Source organism: Shewanella youngdeokensis (assembly GCF_033180165.1).
Classification (GTDB): domain Bacteria; phylum Pseudomonadota; class Gammaproteobacteria; order Enterobacterales; family Shewanellaceae; genus Shewanella; species Shewanella youngdeokensis.
On the sequence record NZ_CP136522.1, the window covers coordinates 3,972,633 to 3,994,756 of the forward strand.

General features: G+C 46.1%; 16 protein-coding genes and 1 rRNA gene. 1 reads left to right on the forward strand and 16 read right to left on the reverse strand.

The window, feature by feature from the left end:
- Positions 1-52: 52 nt before the first annotated feature.
- From RGE70_RS16985 to RGE70_RS16995, 3 genes are all read right to left on the reverse strand, one after another.
- Positions 53-1,595 (reverse strand): 16S ribosomal RNA (locus tag RGE70_RS16985).
- Positions 1,596-2,455: 860 nt separating this feature from the next.
- The gene (gene secA / locus RGE70_RS16990) at positions 2,456-5,179 is read right to left on the reverse strand and encodes a preprotein translocase subunit SecA (protein WP_310472606.1); all 2,724 of its coding nucleotides are present in this window, start codon (positions 5,177-5,179) and stop codon (positions 2,456-2,458) included.
- Between the two features lie 58 nt (positions 5,180-5,237).
- The gene (locus RGE70_RS16995; protein ID WP_310472607.1) at positions 5,238-6,137 is read right to left on the reverse strand and encodes a M23 family metallopeptidase; all 900 of its coding nucleotides are present in this window, start codon (positions 6,135-6,137) and stop codon (positions 5,238-5,240) included.
- Between the two features lie 27 nt (positions 6,138-6,164).
- Here RGE70_RS16995 and RGE70_RS17000 point away from each other — a divergent pair, with 27 nt between their 5' ends.
- A complete protein-coding gene (locus RGE70_RS17000) occupies positions 6,165-6,617 on the forward strand; it encodes a DUF721 domain-containing protein (RefSeq protein WP_310472608.1) in 453 nt (150 codons plus the stop codon).
- Between the two features lie 7 nt (positions 6,618-6,624).
- On the opposite strand, the gene lpxC is transcribed toward RGE70_RS17000, so the two are convergent.
- The 13 genes from lpxC to ftsL all read right to left on the reverse strand — a co-directional run bounded on the left by lpxC (position 6,625) and on the right by ftsL (position 22,116).
- Positions 6,625-7,545, reverse strand: coding sequence for a UDP-3-O-acyl-N-acetylglucosamine deacetylase (gene lpxC / locus RGE70_RS17005; RefSeq protein ID WP_310472609.1), 921 nt, complete (start codon positions 7,543-7,545; stop codon positions 6,625-6,627).
- 177 nt (positions 7,546-7,722) lie between these two features.
- On the reverse strand, positions 7,723-8,895 hold the full coding sequence (gene ftsZ / locus RGE70_RS17010) for a cell division protein FtsZ (protein WP_310472610.1): 1,173 nt from the start codon (positions 8,893-8,895) through the stop codon (positions 7,723-7,725).
- Between the two features lie 31 nt (positions 8,896-8,926).
- A complete protein-coding gene (gene ftsA, locus RGE70_RS17015; RefSeq protein ID WP_310472611.1) occupies positions 8,927-10,162 on the reverse strand; it encodes a cell division protein FtsA in 1,236 nt (411 codons plus the stop codon).
- Positions 10,163-10,165: 3 nt separating this feature from the next.
- The gene (locus RGE70_RS17020; RefSeq protein WP_310472612.1) at positions 10,166-10,930 is read right to left on the reverse strand and encodes a cell division protein FtsQ/DivIB; all 765 of its coding nucleotides are present in this window, start codon (positions 10,928-10,930) and stop codon (positions 10,166-10,168) included.
- Positions 10,931-11,035: 105 nt separating this feature from the next.
- Positions 11,036-12,505 carry a UDP-N-acetylmuramate--L-alanine ligase gene (gene murC, locus RGE70_RS17025; protein ID WP_310472613.1) on the reverse strand — a complete coding sequence of 490 codons (1,470 nt, stop codon included), beginning with the start codon at positions 12,503-12,505 and terminating at the stop codon, positions 11,036-11,038.
- A 1-nt stretch (position 12,506) separates the two neighbouring features.
- Positions 12,507-13,604 carry an undecaprenyldiphospho-muramoylpentapeptide beta-N-acetylglucosaminyltransferase gene (murG, locus tag RGE70_RS17030; protein ID WP_310473010.1) on the reverse strand — a complete coding sequence of 366 codons (1,098 nt, stop codon included), beginning with the start codon at positions 13,602-13,604 and terminating at the stop codon, positions 12,507-12,509.
- An 11-nt stretch (positions 13,605-13,615) separates the two neighbouring features.
- Entirely contained in the window at positions 13,616-14,833 is a 1,218-nt protein-coding gene (gene ftsW / locus RGE70_RS17035) for a cell division protein FtsW (protein WP_310472614.1), read from the reverse strand.
- Positions 14,826-16,142, reverse strand: coding sequence for a UDP-N-acetylmuramoyl-L-alanine--D-glutamate ligase (murD, locus tag RGE70_RS17040; RefSeq protein WP_310472615.1), 1,317 nt, complete (start codon positions 16,140-16,142; stop codon positions 14,826-14,828). The genes ftsW and murD overlap by 8 nt, the downstream gene beginning before the upstream one ends.
- A 14-nt stretch (positions 16,143-16,156) precedes the next feature.
- Entirely contained in the window at positions 16,157-17,239 is a 1,083-nt protein-coding gene (mraY, locus tag RGE70_RS17045; RefSeq protein ID WP_310472616.1) for a phospho-N-acetylmuramoyl-pentapeptide-transferase, read from the reverse strand.
- Positions 17,239-18,606: a UDP-N-acetylmuramoyl-tripeptide--D-alanyl-D-alanine ligase gene (locus RGE70_RS17050; protein WP_310472617.1), complete on the reverse strand. Its 1,368-nt coding sequence runs from the start codon at positions 18,604-18,606 to the stop codon at positions 17,239-17,241. The genes mraY and RGE70_RS17050 overlap by 1 nt, the downstream gene beginning before the upstream one ends.
- On the reverse strand, positions 18,603-20,072 hold the full coding sequence (murE, locus tag RGE70_RS17055; RefSeq protein WP_310473011.1) for a UDP-N-acetylmuramoyl-L-alanyl-D-glutamate--2,6-diaminopimelate ligase: 1,470 nt from the start codon (positions 20,070-20,072) through the stop codon (positions 18,603-18,605). Before murE ends, RGE70_RS17050 begins: the two co-directional genes overlap by 4 nt.
- Positions 20,069-21,805, reverse strand: coding sequence for a peptidoglycan D,D-transpeptidase FtsI family protein (locus RGE70_RS17060; RefSeq protein WP_310472618.1), 1,737 nt, complete (start codon positions 21,803-21,805; stop codon positions 20,069-20,071). Before RGE70_RS17060 ends, murE begins: the two co-directional genes overlap by 4 nt.
- Complete coding sequence (ftsL, locus tag RGE70_RS17065; RefSeq protein WP_310472619.1) at positions 21,802-22,116, reverse strand: cell division protein FtsL; 315 nt, start codon at positions 22,114-22,116, stop codon at positions 21,802-21,804. The genes RGE70_RS17060 and ftsL overlap by 4 nt, the downstream gene beginning before the upstream one ends.
- Positions 22,117-22,124: the final 8 nt, after the last annotated feature.

Consider the following 22,124-nt stretch of genomic DNA (forward strand, 5'->3'; position numbering starts at 1 on the left):
TGTGAACACTCAAACGTATTTGCATACTTCAGATGTGAGTTAGTCGTATAGGTAAGGAGGTGATCCAGCCCCAGGTTCCCCTAGGGCTACCTTGTTACGACTTCACCCCAGTCATGAACCACACCGTGGTAAACGCCCTCCCGAAGGTTAAGCTATCTACTTCTGGTGCAGCCCACTCCCATGGTGTGACGGGCGGTGTGTACAAGGCCCGGGAACGTATTCACCGTGGCATTCTGATCCACGATTACTAGCGATTCCGACTTCACGGAGTCGAGTTGCAGACTCCGATCCGGACTACGACCGGCTTTATGAGATTAGCTCCACCTCGCGGCTTCGCAACCCTCTGTACCGACCATTGTAGCACGTGTGTAGCCCTACTCGTAAGGGCCATGATGACTTGACGTCGTCCCCACCTTCCTCCGGTTTATCACCGGCAGTCTCCCTAAAGTTCCCACCATTACGTGCTGGCAAATAAGGATAAGGGTTGCGCTCGTTGCGGGACTTAACCCAACATTTCACAACACGAGCTGACGACAGCCATGCAGCACCTGTCTCAGAGCTCCCGAAGGCACTAAGCTATCTCTAGCGAATTCTCTGGATGTCAAGAGTAGGTAAGGTTCTTCGCGTTGCATCGAATTAAACCACATGCTCCACCGCTTGTGCGGGCCCCCGTCAATTCATTTGAGTTTTAACCTTGCGGCCGTACTCCCCAGGCGGTCTACTTAATGCGTTAGCTTGAGAACCCAGTGTTCAAGACACCAAATTCCGAGTAGACATCGTTTACGGCGTGGACTACCAGGGTATCTAATCCTGTTTGCTCCCCACGCTTTCGTACATGAGCGTCAGTCTTTGTCCAGGGGGCCGCCTTCGCCACCGGTATTCCTTCAGATCTCTACGCATTTCACCGCTACACCTGAAATTCTACCCCCCTCTACAAGACTCTAGTTTGCCAGTTCGAAATGCAGTTCCTAGGTTGAGCCCAGGGCTTTCACATCTCGCTTAACAAACCGCCTGCGTACGCTTTACGCCCAGTAATTCCGATTAACGCTTGCACCCCTCGTATTACCGCGGCTGCTGGCACGAAGTTAGCCGGTGCTTCTTCTGCGAGTAACGTCACACCCAAGTGCTATTAACACTTGAGCTTTCCTCCTCGCTGAAAGTACTTTACAACCCGAAGGCCTTCTTCATACACGCGGCATGGCTGCATCAGGCTTTCGCCCATTGTGCAATATTCCCCACTGCTGCCTCCCGTAGGAGTCTGGACCGTGTCTCAGTTCCAGTGTGGCTGATCATCCTCTCAGACCAGCTAGGGATCGTCGCCTTGGTAAGCCATTACCTTACCAACTAGCTAATCCCACCTAGGTTCATCCAATCGCGGAAGGCCCGAAGGTCCCCTCCTTTCCCCCGTAGGGCGTATGCGGTATTAGCAGTCGTTTCCAACTGTTATCCCCCTCGACTGGGCAGATACCTAGGCATTACTCACCCGTCCGCCGCTCGTCACCTCAGGAGCAAGCTCCCTTGTGTTACCGCTCGACTTGCATGTGTTAGGCCTGCCGCCAGCGTTCAATCTGAGCCATGATCAAACTCTTCAATTAAAGTTTTTTGCTTTACTCCGTTAAGAGCAAAGCGGCTCAATGAATTATACTGCTTTTCAAAAGCCCGAAGACTTTCGAAGTTTACATATTGCTATGGTCACTCAGTGGTTCATTGAGAAATATTTTTGATTGCTTCCTAAGAAGCAATTTCGAATAACTCAACACCTGTGAGTGCCCACACAGATTTGCTTGTCATATTGTTAAAGAGCGTGAGACTAATCTTTCAAGTCTCGCCGATGACGCTAGGTCGTTGGCTTGAGGAGGCGTATTCTACACTCTCCAGTGTCGGCGTCAAGTGCTTATTTTAAGAAGTTTTTCAAGCGATGATTTCTTAATCAAAACCAAAACTAGAAGCCCTTTAAGCGCTTGTCACCTGGGTTCATTCTTCGAGAAGATTTAACCCTCTAACACTGCTGCAAGTCCCGTGCTACCTTACCTTGCGATAAGTTAGTTGGCCTGCTGTGCCGTGTCAGTGGATGCGTATTATAGGGAAATCTTTGCCGAGCACAAGTGCTTTTTAAAGAAAAATAAGGCTTTTTTATAAGTTTTCAGTTAAGCACACTTTAAACACTAGTTACCCTCAGAGTTATCCACAAATGACGACTAGGTTGTTTGTTTTATATGCATGGTTTATCTGCGACCGCTTAACTTGGCAGGTTTAGAATAGAATACGACTCAGTTAATGCCAAAGAACTGTCATTGTCTTCATTACTGCAATATATAAGGCAGGGAACGATAAGGCACTTTTAATGAAGGACAGCCGCTTAATAGTAGTGGTGTAGGGATCGGTTGGACTGGTTACAAAAAAGGGTGACTGCTTAGTCACCCTTTTATCTCTATCTAATATTATGTCGAATGGTTTAGCTTAGCTTGCCATGACATTGTTTATACTTTTTACCTGAACCACACGGGCAAGGGTCGTTTCGACCAACCTTTTCACCTTCACGTACTTGTGGTTGTGTCGCTGCTAGTGCAGCACTTTCTTCAGCGCCAACTAGCGCTTCTGCAGCTGCATGCTGATAGTCACGACGGATTTTTGCATCTTCTTGACGACGGCGCTCTTCCATATCTTCAACATCTGACTGCGCTTGCACTTGTACTTTTGACAAGATACTGATCACGTCATGCTTAAGCGTTTCGAGTAGCTGTTCGAACAATTCAAAAGATTCACGCTTATATTCTTGCTTCGGATTCTTTTGCGCGTACCCACGTAAGTGGATACCTTGACGAAGATGGTCCATTGCAGAAAGGTGCTCTTTCCATAATCCGTCTAGCGTTTGCAGCATAACCGCTTTTTCGAATTGGCGTAGTACAGACTCACCCACTGCCTCTTCTTTTTCTTTGTATGCGTTAATCCATGTATCAACAATACGCTCACGTAATGTTTCTTCATGAAGATCGGCTTCTTTATCTAACCATTCCTGAACAGGTAAGGCTAAAGAGTATTCTTGAAGCAATCGCTGCTCTAATCCAGGTACATCCCATAGCTCTTCTACTGATTGAGGTGGTATGTATTGCCCGACTAGTTCGTTAATAACATCAGTTTGGATATTAGTAATGGTGTCTTTAATGCTCTCAGCATCCATTAACTCATTACGTTGTGCGTAGACAACTTGGCGTTGATCATTAGCGACGTCATCAAATTCAAGCAATTGCTTACGAATATCAAAGTTACGCGCTTCTACTTTACGCTGTGCATTTTCAATAGCGCGAGATACCCAAGGGTGTTCAATAGCTTCACCTTGTTCCATGCCGAGCTTTTTCATCATTGATGAAACACGCTCAGATGCAAAGATGCGCATTAAGCTATCTTCCATAGAGAGGTAGAAGCGAGATGAACCGGCATCACCTTGACGACCAGAGCGGCCACGTAGCTGGTTATCGATACGGCGAGATTCATGGCGCTCGGTACCTAGGATATGTAATCCGCCAGCAGCAACTACTTCGTCGTGACGAATTTGCCAAGCAGCTTTGATTTTAGCTTTTTGCTCATCACTAATATTTTCAATCGCGTCAACTTCCATATTCCAGTTGCCACCTAACACGATATCGGTACCACGACCGGCCATGTTGGTTGCTACAGTAACCGCGCCAGCACGACCTGCTTGAGCAACAATGTCAGCTTCGCGTTCATGAAACTTAGCGTTCAAAATTTCGTGTGGAATTTTTTGCTTCTTCAATAAACTATGAAGCAGTTCAGACTGTTCGATTGAAACAGTACCCACTAGAACAGGCTGACCACGTTCACGACAACCAACGATATCTTTCACGATCGCGGCATACTTTTCTTCAGCTGTAAGGTAAACCAAATCAGGGTTATCGACACGTACCATTGGACGGTTTGTCGGAACAACGACGGTATCAAGTCCATAAATATGTTGGAACTCGAAGGCTTCAGTATCTGCTGTACCAGTCATACCCGCTAATTTAGTATATTGGCGGAAGAAGTTCTGGAAAGTAATAGAGGCTAAAGTTTGGTTTTCATTTTGAATATGAACCATTTCTTTAGCTTCGACAGCTTGATGTAAACCTTCAGACCAGCGGCGCCCAGGCATTGTACGACCAGTGTGCTCGTCAACAATGATGACTTCGTTGTCTTGTACAATGTAATCGACATCTTTTTCAAATAAAGTGTGAGCGCGAAGTGCTGCATTAACATGATGCAGTAAAGAGATATTAGCCGCTGAATATAATGAGTCACCTTCAGCCAACATGCCACGTTCTGTTAATATAACTTCGACCTTTTCTTGGCCACGTTCTGTCATATGAACTTGTTTGGCTTTTTCATCGACAGAGTAATCACCGTCGCCGATTTCATCTTCAGTGTCTTCTTTCTCTTGCTGAATAAGATGCGGGATCAAGGTATTAATCTTTGTGTAAAGCTCAGAGCTGTCTTCTGCTGCGCCAGAAATAATCAGAGGTGTTCGCGCTTCATCAATTAAGATTGAATCGACTTCATCAATTAAGGCGTAGTGCAAAGGACGTTGAACACGTTCTGCTGGAGAGAACGCCATGTTGTCACGAAGGTAATCAAAGCCAAACTCGTTGTTTGTACCGTAAGTGATGTCGGCATCATATGCAGCTTTCTTTTCTACTTGACCAAGACCCGCGACGTTAATACCAACCGTTAAACCTAAAAACTCAAAAAGAGGACGGTTATTTTCAGCATCACGACCCGCAAGGTAATCGTTCACAGTAATAACATGAACACCTTTACCGGTTAAAGCATTAAGGTATGCAGGCAAAGTTGCCGTTAATGTTTTACCTTCACCAGTACGCATCTCAGCAATACGGTTACTGTCTAAAATCATGCCGCCGATAAGCTGCACATCAAAATGACGCATTTCAAAAACACGCTTAGACGCTTCACGCACGACTGCAAACGCTTCAGGTAGAACATCATCTAACGTTTCACCTGCAGCAAGTCGTTCGCGGAAATACGCTGTTTTTGCCTTTAAATCTTCATCCGATAATTTTTCGTATTCTTCCTCAAGGCCATTAATTTTATTAACAACTTTGCCGAAAGCCTTAAGAGTACGATCGTTGCTACTACCAAATACTTTTGTCAGTAATTTACCAAACATCTGAACCACTTCTATGTTGTTGGCCAAGTCCCTTTAAGAGTCTGAAAGCCTATTTAGATTAACCTGCCTTGCGGTAGACATACTTTTGCGGATCAATTTGCTGTCCGCCGCGTAACACTTCATAGTGCACATGAGGCCCGGTTGAGCGCCCAGTACTCCCCATAATGGCGATTGCATCGCCTTTCGCGACAACGTCGCCTACAGTTACTGACAAAGCTTTATTGTGACCATAACGAGTTCGCAGACCATTTCCATGATCAATTTCAACGAGCTCACCATAACCCGACATCCTGCCCGCCCACGTTACTACGCCACCTGCGGTAGCGATAACATCGACGCCCTCTTCTCCAGCAAAGTCGACGCCTTTATGCATCGTACGTTTACCGTTAAAAGGATCATTACGTAAACCATAGGCTGAAGATAACCAACCTTTTTTAATTGGTCGCCCGGATATATAACGTTCTTCATCTATATGGAGGTTCGATGCTACTGTTTCAAGTAGTGAAAGCTGAACGTTATTACTATCCATTCTTGATACCAGCGCATCCATATCGGCAATGAGCTGATCTAGTTCGATGTTAGTACCCAATTCACTGATACCACCAACACCGACTTCTGAAGAGAAATCAAATTGATCTTCTAATTGATTATTTAAAGCCACTTGCTGCCCTAACGCTTCTACGCGAGTGAGCTTGGCTTGCATGCGTGCAACGTGGGTGACGAGCATAGATAATTGAGCTTCAGTTGCACTTTTCAAAGAGAGCAACTCACTTTTTTGCTCTTCACGAGCTAAGCGTTCATTATCGATATTAGTCTGTTGCGCCGTTAGCTGTTTAGCATGGTGCTGATACAAACCTGTACCTGCTGCAATGAGCAAGATAGGCAAAAGCAACCAACGCTTACCTGGTTGCCAGCGTGTGGCACCATTTCGACCTTGAATAAAAACTGTTACACTCATAGCCTAATTAAGCCATTTTATTATCATATGAAAAAGCCCCCACAAGATCTCAGTCAACTACTGCACCAGCAAGGGGCTATGCCCAATCTGGCTGAAAAAGCAGAGTTGCTATTACACCTAGATCACTATGTGAAAAAAGTGCTAACTGGTCCCGTGATAGAGCAACTAAAAGTTGCTAACCTTCGCCAAGGTACCTTGGTGATTGAAACAACAACGGCTGCCTGGGCTGCAAGAATTAACTTTCAAAAACCCAAGATACTTCAAGTGTTACAAGCCGAAACATTACCCATGCTTACCGCTATCGAAGTTAAAGTCAACCCAAGCCTACTAATGTATGCCGCAAAATCCAAACCGGCTCACAACCACATAAGTGAAAATGCGGCAGCTCACATTGAGGCTTTAGCGGAACACACTGAAGGAACACTTGCGATAAAACTAAAACGGCTGGCTGCATTAGCCAGCCGTTCAAGGCAATCTTAAATCACTATTAAGCGAATACCGCACCTGCTGGTACCGAAAAGCTTACTGGTGCGTCGGCTTCTTCTTCAAAGCTAACAATCTCCCATGCATCTTGCTGAGCAAGCATCGCACGGACTAACTGATTGTTTAACGCGTGTCCTGTTTTAAATGCGCAGAACTCACCAACTATAGCGTGACCCGCTACATATAGGTCACCAAAAGCATCAAGGATCTTGTGCTTAACGAACTCATCCTCATAACGCAGGCCATCGGGGTTGAGGACGCGATATTCGTCAAGTACTACGGCATTTTCCATGCTGCCACCTAGCGCAAGATTATTGGCTCTCAAGTATTCAATGTCGCGCATAAAACCAAAGGTTCTTGCTCGACTGATATCCTTGATAAAGGCTGAAGATGAAAAATCCATTACCATATGCTGCTGGCTGCGGGCAATTTCGGGATGATTAAAGTCAATTGCAAAATTAACTCTAAAACCTTTAAAAGGCTTCAACTCTGCCCACTTGTCACCGTCTTCAACACGAATAGGCTTGGTGATTTTGATGTACTTCTTAGCCGCAGCTTGCTCTTGGATCCCTACTGATTGCAGTAAAAATACAAATGGGCTGGCACTGCCATCCATAATCGGAATTTCAGGTGCATCAACTTCAATAATAGCGTTATCGATACCTAGACCAGCAAGTGCTGCAAACAGATGCTCAATTGTTGAAACACGAACACCATCGTCATTGACCAAAGCAGTGCACATTGTCGTTTCGCGTACTTGCTCTGCAACAGCTGGTATTTCAACCGCTGGAGACAAATCGGTACGAACTAGTACAATGCCGGTATTAACTGGTGCGGGTTTGACGATCAAAGTTACCTTGTTGCCGGAATGCAATCCAACACCAGTAGTTTTAACTATTTCTTTGACTGTTCTTTGAAAAATCATGTATTTACCCGTTTATCCGCTCAACAAAAAAGCACTAATCACACACTTTTTAACCGTGCATGCATATTGCTGGACCGAGATTCTAGCATATCTTTATGCATTAACCAAAATTCACTCAACTTTTAGGCGGCACATTAGCACAACCTAATGCGAGTTAACACATTGTTAACAAATGCATTAATCTGCTTGCTTACGTAAAAAAGCAGGAATATCAAGGTAGTCTAGATCATTCTTTTTCTCAGCTACTGGTACTGATGCGGGCTGAGGTGCAGCCGCCGCATTACCGTGTGATAACGCCGGAGAAATAGGATCTTCAACAACTAGTTTATCAGCCGGAACCACTGGCTCTGGTCGTGTTACTGGCTTTGTCACCAATTGAATATCAGGCTTTTTATCGGCGCCGATACCAGTTGCTACAACTGTAACGCGTAACTCATCTGACATTTCTGGATCGATGACTGCACCAACTACCACTGTCGCATTGTCTGAAGCATAAGCTTTTACATGGTTACCCACGGTTTCAAACTCTTCAATGCTCATATCCATACCGGCTGTAATATTAACAAGTACACCGCGTGCACCGGCTAAATCAATATCTTCAAGTAATGGACTAGCGACGGCTGATTCAGCTGCTTCTTCAGCGCGATCTTCACCACTGGCGACACCGGTACCCATCATGGCATTACCCATTTCAGACATCACTGTTTTAACATCGGCGAAATCGACGTTGATTAGGCCTGGGCGTGTAATCAATTCTGCAATACCTTGTACCGCGCCAAGTAAAACATTGTTTGCTGCTGCAAAAGCATCAAGTAAAGAGGTGCCACGCCCCAGCACTTTAAGTAGCTTTTCGTTTGGAATAGTGATTAATGAGTCAACGCTTTTAGCTAGTAGCTCAATACCTTCGTCAGCGAAGGTCATACGCTTTTTCCCTTCAAATGGGAAAGGCTTAGTTACCACTGCAACCGTTAAGATCCCTTCTTCACGAGCAACCTGAGCAACAACTGGAGCAGCACCGGTACCAGTACCGCCACCCATACCCGCTGCAATAAAGATCATGTCTGAGCCTTTAATTGCATTACGAATACTTTCTTTATCTTCTTCTGCAGCTAAACGACCAATTTCTGGGTTAGCGCCTGCGCCTAAACCTTTCGTTACGTCTCGGCCTAACTGAATCGTGGTGCCAGCAGCAGACTTACGCAATGCTTGCGCATCCGTATTTGTCGCTACAAACTCTACACCTTCGATATTGTGCTTTACCATATGCTCGACAGCGTTACCGCCACCACCGCCAACACCGATGACCTTAATCACCGCTTCATCTGTATGACTATCCATGATTTCAAACATCGTATTCTCTCCGTTTGCCTGCTCTGCTAAATTAAAACTCGCCTTTAAACCAACTTTGGACCCGATTCCAAAGACTGGTTACCCCTTGCCGCTCTGGACGCTCAAACTGACGCTCTATCACTCTGCGCGCACCATAATGAAGCAGCCCGACTCCTGTCGAGTAAATAGGCTGTTCCACATATTCATATAACCCTTTTACAGGTAATGGCTGTGCCATTCTAACTGGCATGCCAAATGTTGCTTCGGCAATATCAACCGCTCCTTCAATAGAAGCGGTACCGCCTGTAATCACTATTCCTGCTGCAATCTGATCTTCTAACCCACTATCACGCAGCTGGTTTAAAATTAATTCAAACAATTCTTGGTATCTTGGCTCAACTACTTCTGCCAGCGTATGCCGCGACATGCTGCGTGAAGGTCTACCACCGACTGAAGGCACTTCAATACTATCTTCACGGCTTACCATTGAGCTGCGAGCACTGGCATGTTGCACTTTAATTTGCTCTGCATGCGATAATGGCGTGCGAAAGATTTTGGCGATGTCGTTAGTGACTTGGTTACCCGCAACTGGCACGACTGCACAATGGCGCAATGCACCATTGGTATAAACTGCAATATCTGTCGTACCACCACCCATATCAACCAAGCAAACGCCTAGCGCTTTTTCGTCATCTGTTAATACTGAGTCCGCTGAGGCGATGGCTGAAAAGACTAGATCGTCGACCTTCAAGCCACAGCGTTCAACGCTCTTAGTTATGTTCTTTGCCATATCATTTGCACAAGTGACAATATGGACTTTGGCTTCCATACGCATTCCAGACATACCGATAGGGCTTTTAATCCCATCTTGTACGTCAATGGCATACTCTTGTGGTAGTACATGTAAAATTCGTCGCTCGGTAGGAATTTTTACAGAACGAGCAGTGTGAATAACGTTATCAACATCTTCTTGCGTCACTTCTTCATCGTTAATCGATACCATGCCATTTTCGTTTTGGCATTCGATATGTTTACCTGAAATGCTCAAGTAAACTGATGACACTTGGCAGTCAGCCATTAATTCTGCTTGATCAAGCGCACGCTGCACGCTACGCACTATTGAATCAAGATCGTTTACACCACCTTTATCCATGCCTCGCGACGGGTGATTGCCTAGGCCGACAATGCTGATCTCGCCGTCAGGCAATACTTCGCCAATGATCACAGCCACTTTTGAGGTGCCTATGTCCAATGCAACGATCAGATTTCTATCTAGATTCTTAGTCATTAATTAACGGCTCTCTTTTTGTGCATCATCCCAATCTACGGCCAATCCAGTGTCGTAGCGCAAATCGACCACCCCTACTTTTTTGTCTTGCGAAGCAAGCCTGGGGTAGACATCGATAAATCGTTGTATCCTTGCCATATTATCTTCACGGCCAAGCTCGAGCTCAATACCGCTTTTTAACTTTGCATGCCATGCATGTCTTGCACTTAAACTTAAGCTTTGCAGCGCAAATCCATTAATGGTTAACAGCTCACCAAGTTGCTGGTAAGTGGTTAATACCGCCTGACCTTGCTCTTCGGGCCCGGTCAATAACGGCAGACTTGGTATACCTTGTTTGGTTGGTGCATCAAACACGTCACCATACATATTTAACCAAGCATCACCATTCCAATGCGCAACTGGCGTCTGCTCAACCAAGTACACTTTTAACTTGGCTGGCCATTCTCGCCGAACCGAAGCTTGGTAAACCCAAGGTAGGGCTTCCAAGGCTTTCTGCACTTGGTTGACGTCGGCTGAAACAAAGCTTCGTTGCATTAAATCCTGCAGCGCAACTTGTATTTCGGCGTCAGCGGTGTACTTTCGTTCACCTTTAATCGCTACAGCTTCGATGGGTAGTGCATCGGCATCATTTAACACTTCATTTAATTTTAGTGCTGCTGTTGTAAGGCCGATCAAGACACATAATAAGAACACTATCCCAAAGCATAAGTACCAGTCGGTTTTTAACAGCAAACCCCGAACCTGTTGGCCTTTATCGCTCCAAGACATATCAACTACCCCAAATGAAGCTGCGTAGACAGAAAACCGGCCATTATATAGACCTTATCCTTAGCGTCAAAATTTGCTTGTAAATTAACGCCATATCTTTCCGATTTACCCATTTAATGCTTCATTTTCATTCGATATAAAGCCCAAATTAGTCTGAGCCAAATTTCGCGACACTAAACCGATGTTGCCGGCACCCTGTGTCAGCAGTAAATCACCTGCTTGTAACATGTCAGGCAATACCGTTTGTAACTGCTCCGCACTTGCCACAAACACTGGTTCTAACTGGCCTCTCAACCTGATTGAGCGACATAATGCTCGGCTGTCAGCTCCAGGAATTGGCGCTTCTCCTGCGGCATAAACATCCAGTAACAATAAACAGTCGACTTGCGATAACACTTCGACAAAGTCTTCATACAAATCGCGAGTTCGACTAAAGCGGTGTGGCTGGTAAATCATCACCAGTCTGCGCTCTGGCCAACCTTGTCTTGCAGCTTTAATCGTGGCCGCCACTTCACTTGGGTGATGACCGTAATCATCGACCAACTTTATCTCGCCTTTTGCGGTATCAAAGTCACCCACTTGCTGAAAGCGGCGACCAATACCTTGAAACTCTGCAAGCGCTTTAATAATGGCTGCATCTTCAATGTCATCTTCATTAGCCACTGCAATGGCAGCTAATGCATTTAATACATTGTGTTCACCAGGCAGGTTCACTGTGAAAGTGGTATCTTCTACGCCGCTACGTCTAACAGTAAACTGACTGCTGTAACCTGTTTGTGAAAATTCAATCGCTTGCACATCAGCATCGTCACTGAAACCATAGGTGACGACTTTGCGACTAAAGCGCGGTAACAGCTCACGAACGATTGGATCATCAATACACATTACTGCCACACCATAAAATGGCAGGTTATGGATAAAGTCTACGAAGGTGTTTTTTAATTTTTCAATGTCACCACCATAGGTATCCATGTGGTCAGCTTCGATATTAGTAACCACGCTCACCATAGGCTGCAGATGCAAAAAGCTCGCATCACTTTCATCTGCTTCAGCAATTAAATAGCGGCTATGACCTAATCGAGCATTGGTACCTGCACTATTGAGCAAACCGCCAATCACAAACGTAGGATCACGGTCGGCTTGGGCGTACACGCTTGAAATCAAACTGGTAGTGGTGGTTTTGCCATGTGTGCCTGCAACGGCAACACCATGGCGGTAACGCATTAGCTCTGCAAGCATCTCTGCGCGCTGCACCACTGGAATACGTAATGCTTTGGCTGCGACTAATTCAGGGTTGTCGGCGCTAATAGCCGTTGAAACCACAACCACATCAACATCTTTAACTTGGCAAGCATCATGACCAATATGGATGGTTGCACCTAAGTTTGCTAACCGCTCGGTAACAGCGTTTTCAGCAATGTCCGAACCACTTAATTGGTAACCTTCGTTAACAAGCACTTCTGCTATGCCACCCATGCCTGCACCGCCTATTCCGACAAAATAGATATGCTTGACCCTGCGCATTTCGGGGATCATGGTTCTTAGCTGTGCATACTTTTCGGCTTTGTTACTCATTTCAATTCTTTCCCGCTAATTTAATACAGACGTTGGCAACCCGGAATGTTGCGTCAACTACAGCAACACCTCTAGCTCTCTCGCCCATCTTACATAGCTCAGCTCTATTCGATGCCAACATCGATAATTTAGTGATCAACTTACTACTGTCAACAACAGGTTGAGGCAATAAGAATGCAGCGCCTGCGTCAACTAACACTTGGGCATTTTTAGTTTGATGGTCGTCAACTGCGTGTGGAAACGGCACCAATAAACTCGGAAGGCCTACCGCAGCTAACTCTGAAACGGTTAACGCGCCGGAGCGACATACAACCACGTCTGCCCAACGGTATGCCGATTCCATATCATCAATAAACTCAGCGACTTTGACACTGCCACCTTGGCCTAACTGTTGGTACTCGGCTTTTACTGACGCTAGATTATTACGCCCAACCTGATGCCACACTGTCATGGAGTGAGTCTTACTCACCCCTTCCAGTACGCTCGGCATAACATCATTAAATACTTTAGCGCCCAGGCTACCGCCTACTACCAACACTTTTAATGCGTCATCTTCACAAGCTTGGCTACGTTGTTCACCAAGGTCTATAAGCTCTTTACGGATCGGGTTACCAACCGTTTCAGCCGGCACTTCGGTAAACGTACCGGGAAATGCACACAGCACTTCGCTGGCTACTTTAGACAACAACTTATTGGTCATTCCCGGTATCGCGTTTTGCTCATGCAGTACTAATGGGATCTTTGACAGTTTTGCCGCGATACCACCTGGGCCACTAGCAAAACCACCCATTCCCATTACAACATCAGGCCTAAAGTCTTTGATAACAGAACGTGCCTGTATAACAGAGCGCAATACCTTAAAAGGAGCCGCTAATTTACGCAACAACCCGTTGCCCCGCACCCCTTTGATATCGATAAAATCAATATCAAAGCCATGCTGAGGAACCAGCCTTGCTTCCATCCTATCTGCCGTACCCAGCCAACGCACTCTCCAACCTTGCTGACTAAGGTACCTTGCAACCGCCAGCGCCGGAAATACATGACCTCCGGTACCACCGGCCATAATTAAAATGCGCTTTTGCTGTGCTTGGTCAGTCATTAATTCACTCATTATTTTGGACCCCTGCCTTCAATAGCCTGAATCACGCTTAATCTTCTTTCATGGTCGATTCGGATCAGCATCATGGCCGCGGCGGTCATGACCCACAAACTACTACCGCCATAACTAATAAACGGCAACGTTAACCCTTTAGTTGGCAACATACCGATACTCGCACCCACGTTAACCACAGTTTGAAAACAAATCCATATGCCGATGCCATAAGCAAGGTAGCCATCAAAAGCGCGCTCAAGCGACAGGCACATATGCCCAAGTTTTATCGCTCTTAATGCAACAAACAACAGCACGGCGAGCACCACTATAATGCCAACAAAACCGAGTTCTTCCCCAATAACAGCAAAGATAAAATCAGTATGCGCTTCAGGCAAATACTCGAGCTTTTGAATACTGTTACCTAACCCTTGCCCAAACCAATCACCGCGACCATAAGCCATTAGCGATTGTGTTAACTGGTAACCACTGCCAAAAGGATCTTGCCAAGGGTCCAAAAATGATGTCACCCGACGCATACGGTATGGTTCTAATAAAACGAGTGCTACAAACGCGATCACCCCGGTTAAAATCAATGCAAAAAAATCTAGTAACCGAGCGCCGGCCAAAAACAATAAACCGACCGTACCAACAAACAACACCACCACAGTGCCTAAATCAGGCTGCATTAAAATCAAAATGGCATAGACTGCAAACACAGCAATGGGCTTGTAAAAACCCTTTGCGTTTTCTCTAATTTCTTGATGGCGCCTAACCAAATAACCCGCCATATAAATGGCAAAAACAAACTTAGCAATTTCAGCAACCTGTATACGTACAGGGCCAATAGCTAACCAGCGAGTTGCACCGTTTACGGTCGTTCCCACAAAGAGCACAGCCACGAGCATGATGGCGACAATCAACAGCAAAAATGGACTGAAGTTTTGCCAATGTCGCATCTCAATTTGCAACACTACGGCTGCTATCAACCCACACCCCACCAGATAAGCGCCATGACGCCAAACAAAGTGGAACGGATTACCTGTTAAGCTTTGCGCCTCTGGCATAGAGGCTGACATTACCATCACAAATCCAAAGCCAATTAACGACAGGACTGAAAACAATAATGCACGGTCATACAGCTGCATTCCCGGCGCGGGTCTATCAACAAACAAGTTAGCAAACGACCAGTTAAAACGTTGGCTAAACAGGCTTAATTGCTCTTCCGACTTAGGCATTTATCTTGCCAACTTCAGCTCGAAAATCATCGCCTCGTGCCATAAAATTTGGATACATATCTAAACTCGCACAGGCGGGTGACAGCAGCACAATATCACCGTTTGATGCCAGCTCATTAGCCAAACTAACAGCGTCGGCCATGTTGTTAACACTGAACGCACCATCTTTTAATTTAGCGATTTTGCTACCATCTTTGCCTAATGTAATTAACACACTTACATTGGTGAATGCTTTACCAAGCTCAGAAAAATCAGCGCCTTTACCGTCGCCACCGGCTATCAAAATGAGTCCACCTTGGTGCTCACTTAAGCCATCAATCGCGGCAACAGTTGCGCCAACGTTGGTCGCTTTAGAGTCATTAACGTAAGTCACGCCGTTATGTTCAGCCACCACTTCACAGCGATGCGACAGCCCATTAAAGCGCTTTGCAACATCAACAAAATGCTGACGATCAATACCGGCTTCAAAAGCCAGAGCCATTGCAGCGATTAAGTTTGCGTGGTTATGGCGTCCCACTATCGCGACGTCGGCTATCGGCATGATCGGACTGCAACCGTGCATAATGATCCCGTCAACAATGCCCCAATCATCGACCTCTGGAACGCCTAAACCAAAGCTGTTTTGGTTCATCGGATCGTTTGGTAAAGAGCGTGCATCGTCGCGGTTAAACACCGCAGTTTTGCTTTGCTCATACAGTTTCAATTTAGCTTGTCGATATGATTCTAAGTCACTGTATCGATCCATATGGTCTTCGCTAATGTTTAAACATGTCGCCGCAATACAGTTGAGACTATGGGTTGTTTCAAGTTGAAAACTTGATAGCTCCAGCACATACAGATCTTTTGGGGTGATCAATAAATCCAATACTGGAATACCAATATTGCCCCCCACGGCATATGACTCACCTGCCGCTTGCGCCATTTCGCCAACCAAGGTTGTTACTGTGGTCTTACCGTTTGAGCCCGTAATACCAATAACACGTGCAGCAGTGCCCGCAAGCGCGCGAGCAAACAGCTCGACATCGCCAATCACTTCAATGCCCATATCAAACGCTGCGCGAACCTCAGGGGTTTCAATCGCAATGCCTGGACTAATAATGATCTGCGTAGCTTGCACTAAATAACGGCAATCAAAACCACCGGTAACCAGTGTCACCTCAGGGTAGGCAGCAGCAAGTTTGTCAGCCCCAGGAGGCTGCATTCGGCTGTCCATAACCATGGGAGTTATTCCTTGCTCACACAGGTAACGCACAACAGATAAACCTGTCGCACCTAAACCTAAAACGATGTGTGAAAACTGCTGCGCCATGTTATATGTCCGTTTTATCTAAGTTTTAAGGTTGCCAATCCCAGCACGACGAGGAACAAAGAGATGATCCAAAACCGAACGATAACTCGCGGTTCTGGCCAACCTTTTAACTCATAATGATGGTGAATAGGTGCCATACGGAATATACGCTGACCCCTTAATTTGTATGAACCTACCTGTAAAATCACCGACACGGTTTCCATTACAAAAACGCCGCCCATGATAACCAACAAGATCTCTTGACGTACTAATACCGCTATCGCGCCTAATGCCGCGCCCAATGACAATGAGCCTACATCGCCCATAAATACTTGCGCTGGGTAGGTGTTAAACCATAAGAACCCTAAGCCGGCACCCACTATAGCCATACACACAATCACTAGTTCACCCGCTCCAGGCAGGTAAGGAATGTGCAAATAGTTAGCAAATTGAACGTGACCAGAAAGGTACGCTATTAGCGCAAATGCTGCAGCTACCATCACCGTTGGCATAATGGCTAAGCCATCGAGCCCGTCCGTTAAGTTAACCGCGTTACTTGAGCCCACAATGGTGAAATACACTAAAACAATAAAGAATGCGCCAAGTTGCGGCATAACATCTTTAAAGAACGGCACCACTAACTGGGTTTCTCCGACTGTTTCAGCCGACGCGTAAAGGTAAACGGCAATAAGCAATGCAGCAAGTGACTGCAACAGGTATTTCCACCTTGCAATCAGACCCTTAGTGTCTTTACGTACTACTTTTCGATAGTCATCAATAAAGCCAATGGTGCCAAAGCTGGCAAGTACAAACAACACCACCCACACATAGCGACTACCGAGGTCACCCCACAACAACACGCTGACAAAAATCCCCGCTAAAATAAGCAAACCACCCATTGTAGGTGTGCCTCGCTTACTAAAATGCGATTCAGGGCCGTCGTTACGTACCACTTGTCCAATTTGCAATAACTGCAAACGCTCTATCATCTTTGGGCCCCACCAAAGACTAAACACTAATCCTGTCATCAAACCAAGCATTGCTCTGAATGTGACATAAGAAAAAACGTTAAACCCACTGTAAAATTGGGTTAAATACTCCGCCAGGTAAACCAGCATTAAACAAACTCCCCGCGACCAAAGGCCATTGTTAAAGCTTCAACTACACGTTCCATTTTCGCACTGCGCGAGCCTTTCACTAATATGGTGATATCTTCAGGCAGACTATTAATATAAGTGATTAATTCTGCTGTCAATTCCTTGATATCATTATGATGTGTAGCTCCAAAAGCAACACTTGCACTTTCACTCAGTTCGCCAACACAAAATAGTGCATCAACACCTTTTGTTTTAGCTTCTTTACCGAGCTCACTGTGCAAAAGGGCAGCATTGTCGCCTAATTCGCCTAAATCGCCCAGAACTAAACACCGATTTCCTTGAATTTTTTGAAGCCAATCAATCGCAGCTCCTACCGAGGCGGGATTGGCGTTGTAACTGTCATCAATCACAGTCACCCGGCCAAAACTGACGGGGAGCATTCTGCCTTTAACTGGTTGCAATAAAGCTAAACCTTGGCAAATACGGCTTAACGTCAAGCCTAATGCCAAACAGATACTGGTCGCCCCTAATGCATTAAGCACTTGATGACGTCCAGCTAGCGGTAACACTACCGATTCTATTTGTCCGTTGTAGTTAATATTGAAACGGTATCGACCGCTTTTATCTGCCTGCAGTGCCGTTGCTTTAACATTTGCATCGGCATCGATAGCAAATGTCAGTTGGGTTAAGTGCTTCGATGCAGTAAGCATCACTGCCGCAAACGCATCATCGGCATTAATCACCGCGGTGCCGTCCGCCATAACATGGTTAAAGATTTCAGACTTTGCTTTAGCGACTCCAGCTAACGATCCAAAACCTTCTAGGTGGGCAGAGGCAACGTTATTTACCATCGCCACGCGAGGCTTAACCAAGCTAGAGGTGTAATCAATTTCACCGGCATGATTGGCGCCTAATTCAAACACGCCAAACTGATCGCCGGCCTCTAAGCGCAATAATGTCAACGGCACGCCGATTTCGTTATTGAAGTTACCCGCGGTATACAGCACCTTAAATTGCTGAGATAGAATCGTTGCGACCATCTCTTTAACACTAGTTTTGCCATTTGAGCCAGTTAACGCCACACACACAGGTGACAACTTGTCGCGTATATATGCGCCGATACTACCCATAGCTCGCTGAGCGTTAGCGACAATAATCTGCGACACATCTAGCGGTAGCTCACGCTCAACCAAAACCGCCTTTACGCCAGCTTCGGCAGCTGAGGCCACAAACTGATGGCCGTCAAAATTATCGCCTTTTAAAGCAACAAACAGTGTTTTAGCGCACACATTACGGCTATCACTAGAAACCTGTTCAATGATCCGATCTTCGCCGTGCAGGCGGCCACCAAGGTGCTGAGCCAGTTCAGCGAGTGATAACGTTATCATGCGTCACCACTAGCGATTGTTTGGGCAAAAGCTCTTTCGTCGTAATTCAATTTTTCACCATTTACTTCTTGGTAAGTTTCGTGCCCTTTACCTGCAAGTAATATCATGTCACCCGCTTTCGCTTGCGCAACTACGGCAGCAATCGCGGTTTGACGTTCAACCTGCGACTGGACATTTTGTGGAGTAACAAAGCCGCTAAATACATCGGCAATAATACGCTCTGGGTTTTCGCTACGTGAATTGTCACTGGTTACCATAATTTGGTCAGCGTACTGCTCGGCACTGCGGGCCATCATCGACCGCTTACCTGTATCGCGATCGCCACCACAGCCAAATACACACCAAAGTTGGCCTTTACAATGTACTCGTAAAGCTTGTAAAGCTTGCTCTAACGCAGCAGGAGTGTGGGCGTAGTCGACCACTAAAGTGACATTGTCAGCGGTGGTAAAGCGCTCCATTCGCCCCGCAACTGGGGTAAGCTGACTAGCTAGTTTTACTAAGGTCGCCATATCTTCACCCACAAGGTATAACGCGCCTAATGCCGCCACCAAGTTGGACAAATTGAAATCACCCAACAGAGGAGACGTCAATTCAGCTTCGCCTTCTGGCCACACAATAGTGCAAGATACTCCCGCGTCGTGATAACGACAATCAGTGGCATAAATCGCGGCATTGGTGTCGGCTTTAATGCTGTAGCCTAAGGTGTTAACGTTCGATGATTGTGCCAACCAAGCAGCCCCAGTTGCATCATCGCAGTTAAGTAAGCTGGCCTTTAAAGACCCAAAAGAGAACAACCTCTGTTTAGCGGTGCCGTAGGCTTCCATTGTGCGATGGTAATCTAAGTGGTCTCGGCTTAAATTAGTAAATACAGCAACATCAAACGGGACAGCCTCAACTCGACCTTGCACCAGGCCGTGGCTGGATACTTCCATGGCACATGTATCGACATGACGCTGCTCAAAAGATTGCAATTGTTTGATGAGAGTAATCGCATCAGCAGTAGTGTTACCACTGTCAACAAGCTCTCCCCAAAGCCCGTTACCTAAAGTCCCCATAACCGCAGGTCGTTTTGACTGCAGTTGCTGTAACTGAGCAATTAACTGACTGACCGACGTTTTACCGTTGGTGCCAGTAACACCAATAATATGAGGCCGCTGACTAGACAGACTATACGCCTGCGCCGCCAGCGCTGAGACTTGCCTGTTAAGCTGAAAAAAGGCAATCTGCAGCCCATTGCTATCACTAACTTGGCCATGCTCTTCGGGAGCATCGGTATGAACCAGAACAGCCACAGCACCTTGCTCAAAGGCGGCCCCAATATATTGCCGCCCATCAACTTGATAACCCGGCATAGCAACAAATAAATCACCAGCTTTAACCGCACGGCTATCAAGCGTTAAATCATTAAAATCGTCCACTCCTGAATAGTGGAACCAGGGTGCGAGGAGGTCTCGAATTAACATTATTCTGCACTCCTAGATAAGGCAGCCAGCCGCACTTTTTCGCGGCTTGAAATAGGTTCTACATTCAACATCTGTAACGCACCAGACATAACTGATGCAAATACAGGCGCGGCAACATCGCCGCCATAATATTTATCGCCTTTAGGCTCGTTAACAACGACAGCGATTGCCAACTTAGGGTTGTGTACTGGAGCCACGCCGGCAAAAAGAGCCACGTAGTCTTCGCCATAACCACCTGCTACGGCTTTTCGAGCGGTACCGGTTTTACCTGCAACAGGGTAGCCTTCAATATGCGCTTTACGCGCAGTGCCGCCTTTTTCAGTAACTCCAACTAGCATTTCCATTACGCTTTGCGCCACTTCCGCCGACAACACTTGGGTGCCTTCAGGTTTTTGCTTAAGTTTTAAAATTGATACTGGATACAACATGCCTTTACTGCCGAGAATCGAATACAGTCTGGCAATTTGCAGTGGTGTAGCCATAAAGCCATAGCCAAATGACAACGTCGCGCGTTCAAATTCAGACCAACGCCTCCTGTCGTGGATCAAGCCTGCGCTTTCTCCTTCAAGGCTAATTCCCGAGTAATTACCCAGCCCCATGGCTTGGTATGACCCCAATAGTTCTTGCACTGGCATAGACAACGCAATCTTACTCATACCAACGTTACTAGAGTGTACAAGAATGCCGCTGAGCGAAAGCGAACCATAGTTACGGGTATCACGCACAATTTTGCCGCCGATACGCATTCGGCCAGGGCTAGTTTTAATGATGTCATCTTGCTTGATGGTGCCGGCTTCAAGTGCAGCGGCAACCACAAATGGCTTAATCGTTGACCCCGGCTCATAAGCATCGGTGAGGGCACGATTACGCATGCGATAACTTTGTAAGTTTTCACGAGAATTGGGGTTATATGATGGTGTATTGGCCATCGCAAGGACTTCACCGGTATTCACATCAAGCACGACAATCGATGCCGATGTTGCTTGGTTAAGCTCAGTGGCTTTTTTGATTTCTCGGTAAGCGAGTTGCTGTATTCGTTGGTCAATACTTAACACTAAGTCATTTGGGCTTTCACCCTCTTGCACCATGTCTAAGCGCTCAACTACATGGCCGTCTCGCGATTTACGGACTTTCTGTTTTGTTGGCGTGCCCGTTAACCAATCGTTATAAGCATTTTCAATTCCCTCAATACCTTTATCGTCGATATTGGTAATACCCACTAACTGCGCGGAAATTTCACTGGTAGGGTAATAACGACGGGATTCGGGTTTGAGGTAAACACCCGGTAATTTGAGTTTTTTGATGTAATCAGCAACAGACGGCGTTACCTGACGTTTCAAGTAGGTAAACCGTTTACGCGGATTGTTTTGAACTCGCTTAAGGATGTCTTCTTTAGGTTCGTGCAGCACATCCGCTAAGGCTTGCCAACGGCGCATATCCACAAAACCGTCTTCATCATGCACCACTTTAGGATCAGCATAGACAGCTTTAACCGGTACACTCACCGCCAACATTTCACCGTTACGGTCGGTAATCAAACCACGTTGAACTTCACGGCTTGTGGTTCTTAACGTACGCATGTCACTTTCGTGACGCAGCTTTTCAGGTTCAATAATTTGAATATAAGCAGCTCGACCAATCAAACTACTAAATAACAGGCAAACAAATCCCACAACAACGTATAAACGCCATTGAATAGACTGCGGCTTTTGTTTGCGCTTTGCCTGTTTTTTCATTTAACTCTTACGACCACCTCTTCTTTAGGTAATGGCCGCCTCATGTTGAGTTCTTTGGTTGCCATGCGAGTAACCCGGCTGTGCTCAGAGCGTGACTGCTCCTCGAGTAGCAAGTTTCGCCACTCAATATCTAACCGGTCTCGTTCTTGTAATAACTGTTCCCACTGACTGGTGTATTGCCGCCCTTCATAGCTGGTGTACACCACAGCGATGGCATTGAGCATAACCAGTAACGCGACCACCATAACGCCTTTGTGATGCCACAAATCGAGCAACACAATGCGGGCTAGGTTTAACTGCGGTTTACTCACAAAAAACG